The sequence below is a fragment of the Vibrio sp. CK2-1 genome (genome assembly GCF_021726515.1).
GTDB lineage: Bacteria > Pseudomonadota > Gammaproteobacteria > Enterobacterales > Vibrionaceae > Vibrio.
Map to the genome: position 1 here is coordinate 496,481 of NZ_JAKKCJ010000003.1, position 16,115 is coordinate 512,595.

Below are 16,115 nucleotides of genomic sequence, written 5' to 3' on the forward strand. Positions count from 1 at the left end.
CGAGAGGATTAATCACAATGAAATTCAACGAATCATGGCTTCGTGAGTGGGTTAACCCTGCGGTTGCAACTGACGAGTTAACACATCAAATTACAATGGCTGGCCTAGAAGTCGATGACGTACTTCCAGTTGCTGGCAGCTTTACTGGCGTTAAAGTCGGTAAAGTAGTGGAATGTGGTCAACACCCAGATGCTGACAAACTACGTGTCACTAAAGTCGATGTTGGCGCAGAAGAATTATTAGACATCGTTTGTGGTGCACCAAACTGTCGCGAAGGCTTAACCGTCGCAGTGGCAACCGTAGGGGCAGTTCTTCCGGGCGATTTCAAAATCAAGAAAGCTAAACTACGTGGTCAACCATCACACGGTATGCTGTGTTCATTTACTGAACTCGGTATCGACGTAGAATCTGATGGCATTATGGAATTGGCAGATGATGCCGTTATCGGTACTGATTTCCGTGAATTCCTAGGTCTTGATGATGTCACTATCGATGTTGATCTAACCGCAAACCGCGCAGATTGTTTCAGCGTTCGTGGTATGGCTCGTGAAGTTGGCGTATTAAACCGCGCTGATGTCACTGAGCCTTCAGTCAATGCAATTGCTCCTTCGATTGACGATACCGTTTCAATTGAAGTAAAAGCACCAGCTGCGTGTCCACGTTACCTTGGCCGTGTGGTTAAGAATGTGAATGCTCAAGCGCAAACACCACTTTGGATGCAAGAAAAACTGCGTCGTTGTGGTATTCGTTCTATCGATCCTGTGGTTGATATCACTAACTTCGTTCTATTAGAGCAAGGTCAACCAATGCACGCGTTTGATCTTACTAAGATCGAAGGCGGTATCGTGGTTCGTATGGCTGAGCAAGACGAAAAGCTAACACTACTTGATGGTACTGAAGCGAAATTAAACGCGGATACTTTAGTCGTCGCGGATCACAATAAAGCTTTGGCTATCGCAGGTATCTTCGGTGGTGAAGAGTCTGGCGTAACCGCTGAAACTAAAGATGTACTACTTGAGTGTGCATTCTTCGCACCAGATCATATCCGTGGTCGCGCTCGTAGCTATGGTCTACATACCGATTCTTCAATGCGTTTTGAGCGTGGTGTGGATTACGCACTGCAAGCAAGCGCAATGGAACGTGCAACTGAATTGCTTGTTGAAATCTGTGGTGGTGAAGTAGCGCCGGTTGTAACGGTGGAATCTGAAGCTGATTTACCTAAGCCAAACAAAGTCGCATTACGTCGCACTAAGCTAGATAATCTTTTAGGTCATCATATTGCCGATAGCGATGTGGTTGAGATCTTAGAACGTCTAGGTATGACAGTTGAAGCGACTTCTCTTGAAAACGGTGCAGAAGGCTGGACTGCAATTGCTCCGACATGGCGTTTTGATATCGCAATTGAGCAAGATTTGATTGAAGAAGTCGGCCGTATCTACGGTTACGACAATATTCCAAATCAAGCACCAGTTGCTGCACTTAGCATGAACGATCATAAAGAAGCGAACTTGCTTCTTAAACGTGTTCGTAACCTTTTAGTTGACCGTGGTTTCCAAGAAGCGATTACTTATAGCTTCGTTGAGCCTGAGCAACAAAAACTGATCGTACCGGGTGTTGAGCCGTTAATTCTGCCATTCCCAATTTCAGTAGAAATGTCAGCGATGCGTCTTGGTTTAATCCAAGGTCTATTAAACACTGTAGTTCATAACCAAAAACGTCAGCAACCACGTGTTCGTTTATTCGAATACGGTTTACGTTTTATTCCTTGTGAATCTGCTGAAAACGGCATGCGTCAAGAGCCTATGCTAGCAGGTGTTATTGCTGGTACTCGCTCTGAAGAGCATTGGGACATTGAAACCAATACAGTTGATTTCTTTGATCTGAAAGGCGATTTAGAAGCGGTTCTTGAGCTGACTTCAAATGAAATAGCGTACAGCTTTGAGCCAGTCAGTCATCCTGCGCTACACCCAGGTCAATCAGCAGCGATTGTTGTTGATGGCGAACCAGTTGGTGTGATCGGTACGGTTCACCCAGAACTTGAGCGTAAGTTTGGCTTAAATGGTCGTACTATCGTATTTGAAATTGAATGGTCAGCGATTAATTCACGTGTGATCCCTGAAGCAGTAAGTCTGTCTAAATTCCCAGCTAACCGTCGTGATATCGCGGTTGTTGTGAAAGAAGACGTTGCAAGTGGCGACATTGTTAACGCATGTCTTGCTAACGGTGGTGAACTTCTTACTGGCGCGAAATTGTTTGATGTGTACCGTGGTAAAGGTGTCGAAGAAGGTAATAAGAGCCTGGCCATCGCCCTAAGCCTACAGTCAACTGAGCGTACTTTGGAAGATGCCGATATCGCCGCTTCTGTTGATGCGATTGTTGCTGCATTGACTGAGCAATTTGGTGCGACATTACGCGATTAATGTGATTTTCAATTGAGTATATGAAGTCCGCTTCTTCTATATTAGGAGGAGCGGATTTTTTTTATCAAATTTGGAGTGAGTATGCAGAAGAAAATCATTATGGGAATTGCTGGCTTATTAATGTTGTCTGGCTGCTCTTCTAAACTCGATGTCGTTACAGCTGATAATGTTGATTTAGTGTCGACCAATCAAACGGTCTACACTCAAGTTAATCTTCACCCCGATGCCGCAAGAAAGAAACTGTTTACTTTAAATTACCTTCAAGATGGCTTTATTCCTCGCTGTACTAAAGTGGATATCATTGAAGCGAATAGCAAAGTCATGACATTTAAAGTGGCTGAAACCGGTTTGGAGTATATGTATGTGTGGCATAAAGCGACGGGAGATTTTCAGTCGGGTATTGTAAGAGACTTTGGAACAACCTGTCCTAAGCTCTCTAATCTAAATACAGTCGATCAGAAAGGAATCAAAGAAGGGCGAGTGTATGAAGGAATGACTAAGCAAGGCGTTCTTAATGCGATTGGCTATCCACCAGCACATGTGACACCAACAACGGATTTGAATACTTGGGTCTATTGGAAAAATCGTTTCAATAAAATGAATGTGCTTTTTGATGAGCAAGGACTAGTAGAAAACATTCAAGATTGATCGCTCAACTTCAAGCTTTGCAACAAAACCGTCATTATTGACGGTTTTTGCGTCTATAGGCATAGAAATATAACCAGAAATTCGCTAAATATAATGCTTATGAGCGGGTAAGCTCATGAGTGCAATAGAGTATTTAATTAAGCGACTCAGCAGGATGCACTATCAAAATAATAAGGATATAAAACAGATGCACACATTCAAAAAAACAACGCTCGCACTGACTTTCGGTGCACTATTTTCGTTCTCCACAATAGCTGCTCAAGTACCTGATAATGTTGAACTTGCAAATAAACAGGAACTAGTACGAGGTAATGGGGACGAGGTTCCAACTCTTGATCCTAGTATGTCTTCCGATACCGCAAGCTCGCGTGTTATTTCAGATATGTTTGAAGGATTAGTTACCGAAGACCTTCACGGTAATATTATTCCCGCATTAGCAACTCGTTGGGATATTTCCGAAGATGGCACACAATATACTTTCCACTTACGTGATGCGAAATGGTCAAATGGTGATCCCATTACTGCTGATGACTTTGTTTTTGCTTTACAACGTATTGTGAATCCTATAACTGGCGCACCATATTCTTGGTACGTTTCAATGGCGAATATTGCCAATGCAGATAAAATCACTAAGGGCGATGCGGCTAGCGATAGCCTTGGTGTAAAAGCCATTGATGCTAAAACGTTGCAAGTGAGTTTAACAAAGCCGGTGCCACATTTTATAAAGATGTTGGCACATGAAAGTACGTTTGCGCTTCCCGAAAAAGTCGTTAAGCAATACCAAGAAGCTTGGACAAAACCAGAGAATATTGTCGTGAGTGGGGCATATAAACTTACTGATTGGGTGATCAACGAAAAGCTTATCTTAGAAAGAAATCCTCAATATTGGAACGACAAAGAAACAGTCATTAATCAAGTTACCTATTTACCAATTTCGGATGTTAATGCTGAATATAATCGCTTCCGAACAGGTGAAATTGATATCACCAATGTTGTGCCTCTTGAACTATATCAAACGATTAAAAAAGAGCGCCCAGATGAGCTGCTTACCATGCCTTCTTTGGGAACGTATTACTATTTATTCAATATGAAAAAGAAGCCATTTGATGATGAAAGAGTTCGTAAGGCACTGGCGTATTCAATAGATCGTGATGTGGTGGTTGAACGAATTTTAGGGCAAGGGCAGTTACCCGCTTATACCAATACACCTCCAGCAGTCGCTGGTTTTGACGTGCCTAAATTAGAATGGGCAGAAATGTCACAACAAGAACGTAATCAAAAAGCGAAAGCCTTGCTTAAAGAAGCAGGTTTTGATGAAGAGAACCCATTGAAGTTTGAACTTGAGTACAACACCAGTGAATCACACAAAAAGTTAGCCATTGTGATGGCCTCAATGTGGAAGAAAAATTTAGGGGCTGAGGTAGAGATTGCTAACCAAGAGTGGAAGACATTCTTGCAAACATTATCGTCGAAAAACTTTTCGGTAGCTCGCTATGCATGGATAGGGGATTACAATGAAGCTTCGACTTTCTTATCCTACTTTGACTCTGCAGGATTGAACTACGGAGGGTGGAGTAATGCTGATTATGATGCGGTATTAAAACAAGCATCTTCGGCGAAATCAGAGCAAGAACGTAATGCTTTATATCAAAAAGCAGAACAAGTTTTTGCCGGTGAAATACCAGCTATCCCAGTTTATTTTTATACACGTTCGGTATTAAAAAATAAGAAGGTTGGTGGATATAGCCAAGATAATGCTTCTGATCGTCGCTATACACGAGATTTATACCTAACTAAGTAAAGTATTATCCTTCACTACAATCCAACACTTCCATTGAGGTGTTGGATTTTTCATATAGATTATAAGCTGGATCATAGTTAATTGATGGCTGCTCATGAATAATGAGATTAAAGTTTCACGATAGGCTCAGATTATGATTTATATGTTTCTTTTGGTTTTGGTCATTATGTTGCTGGTGTGGGGGCATTATTTCAAATCAGCCTCTAAGCCAAGTTATTGGGTGCCCATGGGCATTTCTATCTTCATATTGATTGTCAGTGGCGTGCTTTATTTTAACCTTGGTCATAGTGAGTTTTTTCTCTCCGATAAGAGCACCGAATATACTGCCGCGAATAACTTGGATAACAAGTCAGCACATGATGTTAATCGTGAACAAGTAGAACGAATGCAACAACGGGTTTTAGAAGATAAACAAAATGGTGAAAGTTGGTATGCGTTGGGAAATGCTTATATGTATACCAATGAATTTGAACATGCCGCTACTGCTTTTTCATATGCCGAGCGTTTAGCGGTAAAGCCTCAAGCGAATATTTATGCCGCTCGGGCAACGGCGTTATATTACGCTAATAATCAAAGATTTGACTCAACCATTGCAACCTTGCTCGAGAAAGCACAAGCGGTTGATCCAGACAACGTGCCAACATTAATGCTGATTGCATCGGATCATTTTTTAAATGCAGAATACCAAGATGCGATTGATACTTGGCAACACGCGCTTGATACTGGTCATGCAGATGTTGATAGGGTCGCGATTATTAACGCTATCAATCAGGCAAAACAATTTATTAATTAATACCGAAGTGAATTTTGCATCTTGAAGTTACTTGAGTATACATACAAAAAGCCCCAAAACTGGATAAGTATTGGGGATTTATAGTGAGCTACATTAGCTATTATTGAGGGTAGGCAGCCTCGCGAGCATCGGCTTCTTTATCCCATTCCGGTATGACGTTTTTCAAGAAATCATCTTTTTCTTGGTTCATACCTTTCATATCCATACCAAGAGCAGCTTGTGCTTTTTCCTTAGTAGAAATATCAGGGATTTGAATTGGATCGGTAATGCCATGTTTAGCAAGTACGCGGATGAGCTTGGTTCGAGCATCAGTGGCACGGTCAACGGATGTTCCTAATACGCGTAATGCGACTTCTGGAGCATGCATATGAACACCATGAGAGGCAATCGCATAGTCCCAGCGCCATTGAGCATGACGAATATCCATTAGAATATCTTTCATTTCAGCTTCAGTTGCACCAACTTCCCAAGCAGCTTTTGCCTCAAAGTGTGCGGCAACCAGTTGCTTCTCAGCGATCAACTTCATCTCTTGTACTTTGTCTTTTCGAGATTTCACAATATCCATCATGGATTTCTTATCTTGCGTATGACATTGCGCACAAGTGTCTTCAAAGCGATCAAATGGGTTACCGACTTTATGGTCGGTATACACTTTACCTTGTTTATTTTTCACTTTAGGCATGTGGCAATCAACACAAGCCACATTGTTTTTACCGTGTATGCCCATTTGCCAGGTTTCATATTCTGGGTGTTGGGCTTTGAGCATTGGCGCTTTAGATACAGGGTTAACCCAATCGCTAAAGCCTATTTCATCGTAATATTTTTCGATTGAATCTACGTCGACACCTTTATCCCAAGGGAATTTGACCGCATTCTTTTTGTCTTTTTGGAAATAGTATTCAACATGACATTGACCACAAACTTGAGATTGCTGTCCGAATCTATCTTGTTTATCAAAATCACGGTCGATGGCATGCATGGCTCTAGAGGCAAAGGGACGGGCAACGCGCAAGGCTGGTTTGCCATTTTTGAAGTCATCACTTTGGGTGTCATGGCAGTCTGCACAACCGATTGGATTGACGATCTGAGAGCCTAAACGAGACCATTTTCCATCGAAGTAGCCATCTTCACCACGCTCATCAATCACTCGTGGTACGTCAGGGCTTTTACAGCTCCAACATGCCATTGGCATAGGGCCAGATTTCGCATCTTTAGGGCCACCAGTACGCAAGGTATTACGAACATCGGTGACGGCGTAGAAGTGTCCTCTTGGAGCATTATAGTCTTTAGCAAAACCGTAACCGGCCCATAAAATCACCATATTAGGATCACTTTGTAGGGCATCGGTTATATGCTCACTTTTAGAGGTGTTTTTCCAGCTTTGGTATTGCTCAGGATGGTCCGATTCGAATTTTTCATTTCGAGGATCGAACTTCATTATTTGAGTAGCGGATTGGGTTGTTTCTGCTTGCTCGTTGGCGTAGGTGGAAATTGGGCTTACCAAAAGACTCATACCTAACAACGATAGCAGTGCTGAATTAACCACAGGGGCTTTCCAGTTAATATTCACGATCATCACTCCATTATTGTAAATACATATCAAGTGTTGTTGTGGGCAGTTGATAACAATGAGAGTGCAGATGAATATTAGCAAAGCCCTTGTACTTTTTGAGGTTAAAGTGACATTGAATTGATTGATATCAAATAAAGGTATATTAAAAATATACGTTTTATGAATTGTTAAATAGATCGGGTTTTTTATTCTTTAGTGGTATTACATTTTGTAACGTTAAGTGTTGTGGCTAAACAAATTTGATGACATGAGTTGCACTAATTGCAAATGAGCCCTTGAGGTGTGTTTGCAAAATATAAATACAAAACCATTAACAGCTTGTTTTAAAAATAAGTGTTTTGTAAGAAATAAGGTGCAAAAACATGGATAGCATAAAAAAGACCATCGCAAAGCTATCGGGAATGTTCCTGATATCGATCGCATTGGTTTTTTCATTCAATGCGTTAGCGAGTTCACAAGGAAATACCGCAGAGCCAACTCTTAAAAAAACAGACGAAGCTCAAGTGTCATTTCAACGTGATAAAAACTATGCCTGTACGCAATGCCATAAAGATGAGCATGATGTTTTGTTAGGGCAGCATGCTAAAGCGTTGAATGAAAAAACAGGAAGAAATATTGGCTGTATTGATTGCCACAATGATATTAGTGCCTCTCATCGTGATGGTGCTCCTAATGTGGTTAAATTCCGTCAAGGCCAAGTTGTTGCCGGAGAGAGTAAATCTGCTCACGATCCAGCCTGGGTCAAAACTCAAAATTCACAATGCATAGATTGTCATCAAGGTGAACAATTGCGTAAAGCCAATTGGACCCATGATGTACATGCTTTAAAACTGACATGTTCCTCGTGTCATTCCATTCATCCAGAAAAAGATCCAATGCAAGGTATTGAACGTAAACCACGGATCAAAATGTGCGTGGATTGCCACTCAGATATGACAAGTTATAAGCAACAGGAGGATAAGTAATGTCCTGTTCAAGACGTAATTTCTTATTAGGAAGTGGTGCGGTTATCTTTACCACTGGCGTTGCAACTACTGCGTTAGCGAATGGTAAAAAACTGATTGCTACGGAAACCGATGGCTTAATACGTTATGGCATGGTCCATGATGAAACATTATGTATTGGTTGTACTGCTTGTACCGATGCTTGCCGAGAAGTGAACAAGGTACCAGAGGGTGTAACAAGGTTAAAAATCAAACGTAGTGAGCCTATTGGTGAGTTCCCAAATGCTTCGTACACATTTGAACGTATATCTTGCCAGCATTGTGATAACGCACCTTGTGTTCATGTTTGTCCGACTCAAGCGGCGTACCGAGATCCTAAAACGGGCATCGTGGATGTGAAGGCTGACCGATGTGTTGGTTGCGGCTATTGTTTAGCAGCATGTCCTTATCAAGTTCGTTTCTTTAATCCTGAAACCAAAGTGGCAGATAAATGCGACTTTTGCCGTAAGACCAATCTTGCACAAGGTAAAAAACCAGCGTGTGTTGAATCTTGCCCAACCAAAGCACTCACGTTCGGGGATTTAAACGATCCCAATAGTGACATTAATAAAGTCATTCAAACTCATACCGTTTATCGAATGAAAGTTGAGCTAGGCACTGAACCTAAAATGTACAAAGTGCCCAACAATAAAGGGGAGATTTTAGGATGAGTGAGATTATTAACCAAGCCTTTCACTTTGACTCCCTAGTTTGGGATTGGGTGATTGCGATTTACTTATTTCTTACCGGTATGTCTGCTGGTGGGGTGATGATTTCCATCTACTTGAAGAAAAAGGTGATTACTGGCGAGGCATGCAAAAATGGCATTATTCGAGCCAATGCCATTTTTGCCCCCTTGGGGATCATTTTAGGTTTGACCATTTTGGTGTTCCACCTTCAAAGACCCTGGCTATTTTGGAAGATTATGTTGTATTACAACCCATCATCGGTGATGTCGATGGGGGTGTTGTTATTCCAAATTTATATGGCGGTGTTGTTTGTTTGGTTAGGCATCATTTTCAAAAAAGAGATTTATCAGTTCTTAACTAAATTTTCCGTTATTCAAGGTTTGGTAGAACGAGTATTAACCATTGCGAAAAAGTTTGAAAATCCAATTGAGTGGGTTTTGGCGATATTGGCTTTCTTGTTAGCCGCGTATACCGGTTTCTTGCTTTCCGCATTAAAAACCTACCCATTATTGAATAACCCTGTGTTACCCGTGTTATTTGTTTTTTCCAGTGTTTCATCTGGGGCGGCGGCGTGTTTGTTGTTCGGCATTGTGGGTGGAAAAGAACCCATTAATAGTCCAAGCGTACGCTGGATCCATAAAATTGAAAAACCAGTGGTGTTGTTTGAGTTGTTTGTCTTATGCGCATTTTTTGCCGGTCTATATTTTGGAGGCGGTGCCAGGGCAGACGCTGTGATAACCGCAATTGGTGGCGGTTTTTGGTCGAGTTGGTTTTGGATAGGGGTGATTGGAATGGGGATGTTATTGCCATTAGCCATGAACACCTTTACCTCAAATGAAGTTCAGCATAAAAAAGCCTTTATTATCTTTGTGACAACACTGAGTTTGATCGGTGTGTTGATGTTGAGAACTTTCATTTTGTATGCCGGGCAAATGACGGTGTATTAATACCGATATCTAAGTTACTTGAATAAAAAGAGGGTGTGTAATGCACCTTCTTTCTTCTACCGATTTGAATAGGTTTATATGATTGCTGAGTTAGGCCATTGGTCACTAATTCTTTCTATTGTTTTATCTTTAAGCAGCGCACTCTGCTCGATTTTTGCTATCTATAAAGTTGATTCCTATTGGGCGAGTTGTAGCCGGTTATTGAGCTACTTAGCATGTGGATGTGTCACGCTCAGTGTTACCTTTTTGGCGATTTGCTTTGCCACTGATGACTTCTCGGTACTGTATGTCGCTTCTCATTCGAATACTCACCTACCTTTTATTTATAAGCTCACTGCGGTTTGGGGAGGGCATGAAGGCTCTTTCTTATTCTGGCTGTTTTGCTTAATCGGTTGGACAGCGTTAGTTGCCAAGCTAGGAGAGACAAAAAATCAAGTGTTCCAAAACTGGACATTGATGATTTTAACTGCAATTTCAACGATGATAGGCGGTTATATCTTATTTGCCTCCAACCCATTTATTAGGCTATTACCCGCAGCATTTGAAGGGCGAGATTTAAACCCAATGCTACAAGACATCGGGTTGATCGTGCATCCGCCATTGTTATACCTAGGCTATGTTGGATTTGCCGTGGCATTTGCTATGTCTATGGCAACAATGATCACGAAAGAGAACAACCCAAAGTGGGCTGAAGATATTCGGCCATGGGCACTATCTTCTTGGTGTTTTATGACTGCTGGCATTGTGCTTGGCGCTTGGTGGGCTTACAACGAATTAGGTTGGGGCGGCTGGTGGTTTTGGGATCCAGTAGAAAATGCCTCTTTAATGCCTTGGTTAACCGCGACTGCGCTATTACATTCATTAAAAGTCAGTAAGCAACCGAATATTATGTCGGGTTGGAGTTTACTGCTTGCGACGTTTACCTTTTGTTTAAGCATTCTTGGCACTTTTATTGTTCGTTCAGGAGTGATTACGTCAGTCCATGCATTCGCTACCGATCCTACAAGAGGGATCATTCTATTGTCGATTTTAAGTGTGGTGATGATTGGCTCAATGCTGGTCTTTGCTTATCGTGCGGGTCGATATATTCAACCGATGAAGTTTGAATGGTTGAGCTTGCCAATGCTATTTTTCTTGGGGAATGGGCTGTTTTGTATTGCGACCTTTAGCGTATTACTCGGCACACTCTATCCTATGGTTTATCAACTGTTCGGTTTAGGTAATATCTCAGTCGGCGCTCCGTATTTTAATCAAATCTTTATACCGATTGTTTTGTTTCTGTGTATTTTAATGGGCTTGAGTTCGTTTATTCATCATCAGAAGTCCAACGTTGCTGTCCCTTACTTCCATTTAATTAAGCGGCCTTTAATTATCTCTATTGGTATTGCATTACTGATAGGTGGAATAGGCGTTTTCAAGGCTTATCGCCCTGAATTTCAATGGTTTGAAGGAAGCTATTTTATCGTTGCTATTGCGAGTATTTTGTCTTGCTGGGTGATTGTTTCTTCAATTATGGCGGCAATCAAAGATAACAAAAAAATGGCAATGGCGTGCGCGCATATTGGGGTTGCTTTGATTGTGATTGCGGCAAGTTATGAAGGTTACGCTTCTGTTGAAACCAGCCGGAAAGTCACAAATGGAACTCAGTTTAGCTTTCATGATCATAACTTTGAGTACGAAAAAACAGAGCTATTGATTGGCCCAAATTATACTGCTGAGCGTGCGGTTATTCGAATGTCGGATGAACAAGGGCAGTTGGTTAACTATTTAAAGCCTGAGAAACGCCATTACACCGTGAGAGGCATGGATATGACGGAGCCTGATGTCTCTTGGAATCGTTGGGGAGATTGGTATATCACCTTAGGGGATAAAATTGATAACGAGCATTATGCACTGCGTTTGCAATATAAGCCTTTAATGCGTTGGATTTGGTTTGGTGGTGGGCTGATGATTTTTGGTGCGCTGATAGCTCTTGTTTCTGTTCGCACTAAATTATTACTGAATATCAAAGAACAAAAAGGTCGCTGGTGTGTTGAGTAAATATAGCTTTATGTGCGTTATTTCCGTTTTCATTATATGCGGCTTTATGCCGAGTGCGTATGCACAGTTGACCGTTTCTAACGACCGTAACAGTGTAGAGGTGTTCCAGTTTAGCTCGATAGAGAATCAACAGCGCGCTTATTATCTTGCGCGTCACCTTCGATGTCCAAAATGTCAAAATCAAAATTTAATGGAATCAAACGCTTCTATTGCTGTCGATATGAAGTATCAGGTTTTTGTTATGGTGGAACAAGGCAAAACCGATACAGAAGTTATGGATTTTATGCAGGAAAGGTTTGGGGAGTTTGTATTATATAAACCTAAACTAGAATATAAGACTTGGCTGTTATGGTTTACTCCCATTGGGCTCTTGGTTTTACTTGTTTGGGCAGCGAGTCGGATGACCTTAAAACGGCAGACAAAGACGGATTGAACGAATGCTTAATCTAATGTTATAGACGATTTAAGGCTTTGCTTTTGTTGGTTTTATTTTGAAAATATGTCTAAAGTTTGAATTTTTTCTCACTTCTTAACAAAAAGTCAAATGTAGGGATAATGACTGAACGTTATTCAATAAGCTGATTTATTTAACTGAAATTTTTGATTTATTTGGTTTTATTAACTATCTACTAGTATATGAATAGCGACTTTCAAAAGAAATTCTAAAGTAAATTTTATACAAACGACCAAAAAAATTTGGCGAAAATCATAAGGTTGGCTTACACTTTCGAAGTTATACTTAGCTTTAAGCTTGCTAACTACGTACTAATGCTATAAATACTGCCACTACGGTAGTGATAAATTGAGGGATGTTTTATGGCGCTCACTAAGGCCGATTTGGCTGAAAACCTGTTCGAAAAACTTGGTTACAGTAAACGTGATGCCAAGGATACAGTTGAAGTGTTTTTTGAAGAAATTCGTAAAGCACTAGAAAATGGTGAACAGGTTAAATTGTCTGGTTTTGGTAACTTTGATCTACGTGATAAAAGTGAAAGGCCTGGACGAAACCCTAAAACTGGTGAAGATATTCCAATTTCTGCTCGTCGTGTTGTAACATTCCGACCAGGGCAAAAACTGAAAGCTCGTGTTGAAAATATTAAGATAGAAAAATAAAAACACGGTAGTCACTGGAAGAAAGAAGGTCACCCTATTGAGGTGGCCTTTTTATTATCAAATGTTTATAGGTAAATGATGCAAGATCAAGAATTTTGGCATAACAAATGGGCGGAAAATAAAATTGGTTTCCATTTAGAAGATGTAAATCCACTTTTGATTGAATATTGGAAAGTCGTGTCTGCTGAACAACATCATTCTGTTCTCGTTCCTTTATGTGGAAAAACAGAAGATCTGGTTTGGCTGGCACAAAAGCATAATGAAGTGACAGGAGTAGAGCTCAGCAATATCGCGGTACGAGCCTTTTTTGCTGAACATTTTTATACCCCAATGGTTACGCCACTCAATGGTCAGCATGAATTGTATCAGTTTGATGAGCTGTCGATTTATGCTGGAGATTTCTTCACCGCACCATTGACGCAATTTGATCGCATCTATGACCGAGCGGCTTTAATTGCACTGCCTTCTGAATTACGTGTTGTTTACGCTGAGCGTATTAAATCGTTACTTGCACCGGGTGGGAAAATGTTGTTAGTAACGCTGGATTATGACCAATCTGAAATGTCAGGACCACCGTTTAGCGTACCTGCTGAAGAAGTTAAAAGCTTATTTTCAGGTTATAAAGTGACACATTTAAATCGTGATGATGGGGATAGTGAACACCCAAGAATTAAACAAGGGTTGTCTCGCTTTGCTGAAGAAGTTTGGTTAATTGAATCAAGTTAATATAATTGATTGAAAGGGTTGCTCGAAGAGGTGAATACATTCTTCGAGCAACAAGCAACTAGAAGCTTACTTTTACTTTTCCTGCGGCTTCAACCGCATCAGAAACCGCGCTTTCAATATTGTCACGTCGTGTCAGCGTAACCCCTAAACGACGGCGACCATCAATATCCGGCTTACCAAAGAGACGAATTTGAGTTTGCGGCGCAGCAAGCGCATCTTGTAGTCCTGTGAAACCAATGTTTTGTGAACTACCTTCCGTTAGGATCACCGCAGAAGCACTTGGCCCATATTGAGTAATGCCGTTAATTGGCAAGCCAGTAAATGCACGAACATGTAGGGCGAATTCTGATAGCTCTTGAGAAATTAAAGTCACCATACCGGTATCGTGCGGTCGAGGGGATACTTCACTGAAAATTACTTCATCACCTTTGACAAAAAGCTCGACACCAAATAGTCCATAACCGCCTAAAGCGTTCACCACTTTCTCTGCCATTTGCTCAGCGGCCGTTAATGCTGCTTTCGACATAGCTTGTGGCTGCCAAGATTCACGATAATCACCATCTTCTTGTCGGTGTCCAATTGGAGCGCAAAAATGTACACCATCGACAGCGCGAACCGTTAGTAGTGTGATTTCATAATCAAAATCAATAAAGCCTTCAACGATCACTCTACCGGCTCCCGCACGACCACCTTCTTGTGCGTATTGCCACGCAGACTCCATATCTGCTTCGCTCTTAATTACGCTTTGGCCTTTGCCCGATGAGCTCATGATGGGTTTTACCACGCAAGGTATAGAAACAAATTCTACCGCTTGTTTGAATTCTTCATAAGTATCACAGAAACGGTATGGAGAGGTTGTTACACCAAGATCTTCTGCGGCTAAACGACGAATACCTTCACGGTTCATTGTTAGCTTAGTTGCATTGGCTGTTGGAACAATATTGACACCTTTTTGCTCTAGCTCAACCAACTTGTCAGTCGCAATCGCTTCAATTTCAGGAACAACGTAATCTGGCTTTTCTTGCTCGATAATAGCTTCAATTGCATCGCCATCTAACATATCAACGGTATAGCTGCGGTGGGCAACTTGCATTGCTGGGGCATTGGCGTAGCGGTCTAATGCAATGACTTCCAAGCCTAAACGTTGGCATTCAATGGCTACTTCTTTACCTAGTTCACCTGAACCTAGTAGAAGTACTTTTGTGGCAGAAGGAGAGGTCGCCGTTCCAAACATGTTTTTTATTCCTATAGAAGATCTATTTTGATACCCATGTATTTACTAGGTAATTATTTGGTGTGATTTTAATGGTGAGCAAACGTTTGCGCAACAGGAAAAAGAAATTAAAAAACCCGCAAACTTCATTTAGTAAGTTTACGGGTTGTTTTTGAACAATGTTGATTATTTAATGACGTGACTATAAAGATAAATAATCAATCGTGATATCAGGATTAATCGCTTCTAGTGTCGATTGTGTTTCCGCTAAGTGACTAATTGTTCCATTGGCGTTTTCTGCTAGTACCGCAGATTCGATATTAGCCAGATCTTCACCTGCTAGTAGTAATAGGTTAATCGCAACCTGTAATGGGGGTAGGCTTGGATTAAATGCGGCGTTTTCTGCATAACTGCCTGAGTAAATAGCACCAGACTGTGTTTGTAATGCCACACCACTGTGATTATTGCTGTATGGCGCGTGGCTGTTATTTAGCGCTTTTACGGCAGCAGTAATAGCTGCATTATCACTATCAAATTGATAACTGTGTTGTTGGTTATCCATTAAGCGAGCTTCGATGCCCAAATCTTTAGGGCCAAAGGATTCCGGTAGTAATTCCGTTAATCGATAAGCAGGGCGCTCAGGAAGTTGAATGGATAGGTTTTCAATACCATTTAATTCATTCATAAACTGGCGGCAGTGACCACAAGGTGTGTAGTTAATGGTGATGTCTTTTAGCCCTGTTTCACCTTTCATCCATGCATGGCTAATTGCTGATTGTTCGGCATGAACAGTTTGGTTTAACTGCACGCCAGCAATTTCAATATTGGCTCCAAAGTAAACATTTCCAGATAGACCTTCTGCGATAGCACCAACGTGGAAGTCAGAAATTTCACAATAAGCACGCGTTGCCGCGATTGGCAGTAAGGCGAGTTTAAATTCTGTGTCAGTCATTCCCGACTGCGATAACAATGCTTGATAATCTGTTGCAGAGAAGTGGCCACTGAAGTCAGCCTTTTGCATTTGAGAAACAATACGACCAGCAAGCTCTGTAGGTAAGTGTGCTACAGATTCTGGGTTAATAGATTGAGTCATTTGATATCCTTGTAATTCACGTATAAGTGAGCGGTTAAGCTCCTTTTTGTGTAATTATATTTAATCGTTACATATT

General features: G+C 41.2%; 14 protein-coding genes. 11 read left to right on the top strand and 3 right to left on the bottom strand.

All coding sequences use genetic code 11. The features are described from left to right. The first annotated feature begins 17 nt into the window (after positions 1–17). The 4 genes from pheT to L3V25_RS10895 all read left to right on the top strand — a co-directional run bounded on the left by pheT (position 18) and on the right by L3V25_RS10895 (position 5,662). Entirely contained in the window at positions 18–2,420 is a 2,403-nt protein-coding gene (gene pheT / locus L3V25_RS10880; protein ID WP_237295372.1) for a phenylalanine--tRNA ligase subunit beta, read from the top strand. Between the two features lie 81 nt (positions 2,421–2,501). Then, positions 2,502–3,068 (top strand): outer membrane protein assembly factor BamE, encoded by a 567-nt coding sequence (locus tag L3V25_RS10885; protein ID WP_237295373.1) that lies wholly within the window; start codon positions 2,502–2,504, stop codon positions 3,066–3,068. Between the two features lie 187 nt (positions 3,069–3,255). After that, a complete protein-coding gene (locus L3V25_RS10890; protein ID WP_237295374.1) occupies positions 3,256–4,869 on the top strand; it encodes a peptide ABC transporter substrate-binding protein in 1,614 nt (537 codons plus the stop codon). A gap of 133 nt (positions 4,870–5,002) precedes the next feature. Beyond that, positions 5,003–5,662: a nitrite reductase gene (locus L3V25_RS10895; RefSeq protein WP_237295375.1), complete on the top strand. Its 660-nt coding sequence runs from the start codon at positions 5,003–5,005 to the stop codon at positions 5,660–5,662. Between the two features lie 100 nt (positions 5,663–5,762). On the opposite strand, the gene nrfA is transcribed toward L3V25_RS10895, so the two are convergent. After that, positions 5,763–7,175 (bottom strand): ammonia-forming nitrite reductase cytochrome c552 subunit, encoded by a 1,413-nt coding sequence (gene nrfA, locus L3V25_RS10900; protein WP_237295413.1) that lies wholly within the window; start codon positions 7,173–7,175, stop codon positions 5,763–5,765. 422 nt (positions 7,176–7,597) lie between these two features. Here nrfA and nrfB point away from each other — a divergent pair, with 422 nt between their 5' ends. The 7 genes from nrfB to L3V25_RS10935 all read left to right on the top strand — a co-directional run bounded on the left by nrfB (position 7,598) and on the right by L3V25_RS10935 (position 13,733). After that, positions 7,598–8,200, top strand: a complete 603-nt coding sequence (gene nrfB, locus L3V25_RS10905) for a cytochrome c nitrite reductase pentaheme subunit (protein ID WP_237295376.1) — start codon at positions 7,598–7,600, stop codon at positions 8,198–8,200. Beyond that, the gene (gene nrfC / locus L3V25_RS10910) at positions 8,200–8,889 is read left to right on the top strand and encodes a cytochrome c nitrite reductase Fe-S protein (RefSeq protein ID WP_237295377.1); all 690 of its coding nucleotides are present in this window, start codon (positions 8,200–8,202) and stop codon (positions 8,887–8,889) included. Before nrfB ends, nrfC begins: the two co-directional genes overlap by 1 nt. After that, complete coding sequence (nrfD, locus tag L3V25_RS10915) at positions 8,886–9,854, top strand: cytochrome c nitrite reductase subunit NrfD (RefSeq protein WP_237295378.1); 969 nt, start codon at positions 8,886–8,888, stop codon at positions 9,852–9,854. Before nrfC ends, nrfD begins: the two co-directional genes overlap by 4 nt. Before the next feature lie 78 nt (positions 9,855–9,932). Then, positions 9,933–11,894 (top strand): heme lyase CcmF/NrfE family subunit, encoded by a 1,962-nt coding sequence (locus L3V25_RS10920; protein ID WP_237295379.1) that lies wholly within the window; start codon positions 9,933–9,935, stop codon positions 11,892–11,894. After that, a complete protein-coding gene (locus L3V25_RS10925; RefSeq protein WP_237295380.1) occupies positions 11,884–12,327 on the top strand; it encodes a cytochrome c-type biogenesis protein in 444 nt (147 codons plus the stop codon). Before L3V25_RS10920 ends, L3V25_RS10925 begins: the two co-directional genes overlap by 11 nt. A 383-nt stretch (positions 12,328–12,710) precedes the next feature. After that, a complete protein-coding gene (ihfA, locus tag L3V25_RS10930) occupies positions 12,711–13,007 on the top strand; it encodes an integration host factor subunit alpha (protein ID WP_027697326.1) in 297 nt (98 codons plus the stop codon). A 78-nt stretch (positions 13,008–13,085) separates the two neighbouring features. Next, complete coding sequence (locus tag L3V25_RS10935; protein WP_237295381.1) at positions 13,086–13,733, top strand: thiopurine S-methyltransferase; 648 nt, start codon at positions 13,086–13,088, stop codon at positions 13,731–13,733. Positions 13,734–13,791: 58 nt separating this feature from the next. Here L3V25_RS10935 and purT read toward each other — a convergent pair whose 3' ends face one another. Beyond that, entirely contained in the window at positions 13,792–14,967 is a 1,176-nt protein-coding gene (purT, locus tag L3V25_RS10940) for a formate-dependent phosphoribosylglycinamide formyltransferase (protein WP_237295382.1), read from the bottom strand. Between the two features lie 181 nt (positions 14,968–15,148). Beyond that, on the bottom strand, positions 15,149–16,039 hold the full coding sequence (gene cdd / locus L3V25_RS10945) for a cytidine deaminase (protein ID WP_267135467.1): 891 nt from the start codon (positions 16,037–16,039) through the stop codon (positions 15,149–15,151). Between the last annotated feature and the right edge of the window lie 76 nt (positions 16,040–16,115).

Excerpts from the sequence above, each read along its gene's own strand:
- L3V25_RS10885 (WP_237295373.1), top strand. The coding sequence starts at position 2,502 with ATGCAGAAGAAAATCATTATGGGAATTGCTGGCTTATTAATGTTGTCT.
- L3V25_RS10895 (WP_237295375.1), top strand. The coding sequence starts at position 5,003 with ATGATTTATATGTTTCTTTTGGTTTTGGTCATTATGTTGCTGGTGTGG.
- L3V25_RS10890 (WP_237295374.1), top strand. The coding sequence starts at position 3,256 with ATGCACACATTCAAAAAAACAACGCTCGCACTGACTTTCGGTGCACTA.
- nrfD (WP_237295378.1), top strand. The coding sequence starts at position 8,886 with ATGAGTGAGATTATTAACCAAGCCTTTCACTTTGACTCCCTAGTTTGG.
- nrfC (WP_237295377.1), top strand. The coding sequence starts at position 8,200 with ATGTCCTGTTCAAGACGTAATTTCTTATTAGGAAGTGGTGCGGTTATC.
- L3V25_RS10935 (WP_237295381.1), top strand. The coding sequence starts at position 13,086 with ATGCAAGATCAAGAATTTTGGCATAACAAATGGGCGGAAAATAAAATT.
- nrfB (WP_237295376.1), top strand. The coding sequence starts at position 7,598 with ATGGATAGCATAAAAAAGACCATCGCAAAGCTATCGGGAATGTTCCTG.
- ihfA (WP_027697326.1), top strand. The coding sequence starts at position 12,711 with ATGGCGCTCACTAAGGCCGATTTGGCTGAAAACCTGTTCGAAAAACTT.
- nrfA (WP_237295413.1), bottom strand. The coding sequence starts at position 7,175 with ATGAGTCTTTTGGTAAGCCCAATTTCCACCTACGCCAACGAGCAAGCA.
- cdd (WP_267135467.1), bottom strand. The coding sequence starts at position 16,039 with ATGACTCAATCTATTAACCCAGAATCTGTAGCACACTTACCTACAGAG.
- pheT (WP_237295372.1), top strand. The coding sequence starts at position 18 with ATGAAATTCAACGAATCATGGCTTCGTGAGTGGGTTAACCCTGCGGTT.
- L3V25_RS10920 (WP_237295379.1), top strand. The coding sequence starts at position 9,933 with ATGATTGCTGAGTTAGGCCATTGGTCACTAATTCTTTCTATTGTTTTA.
- purT (WP_237295382.1), bottom strand. The coding sequence starts at position 14,967 with ATGTTTGGAACGGCGACCTCTCCTTCTGCCACAAAAGTACTTCTACTA.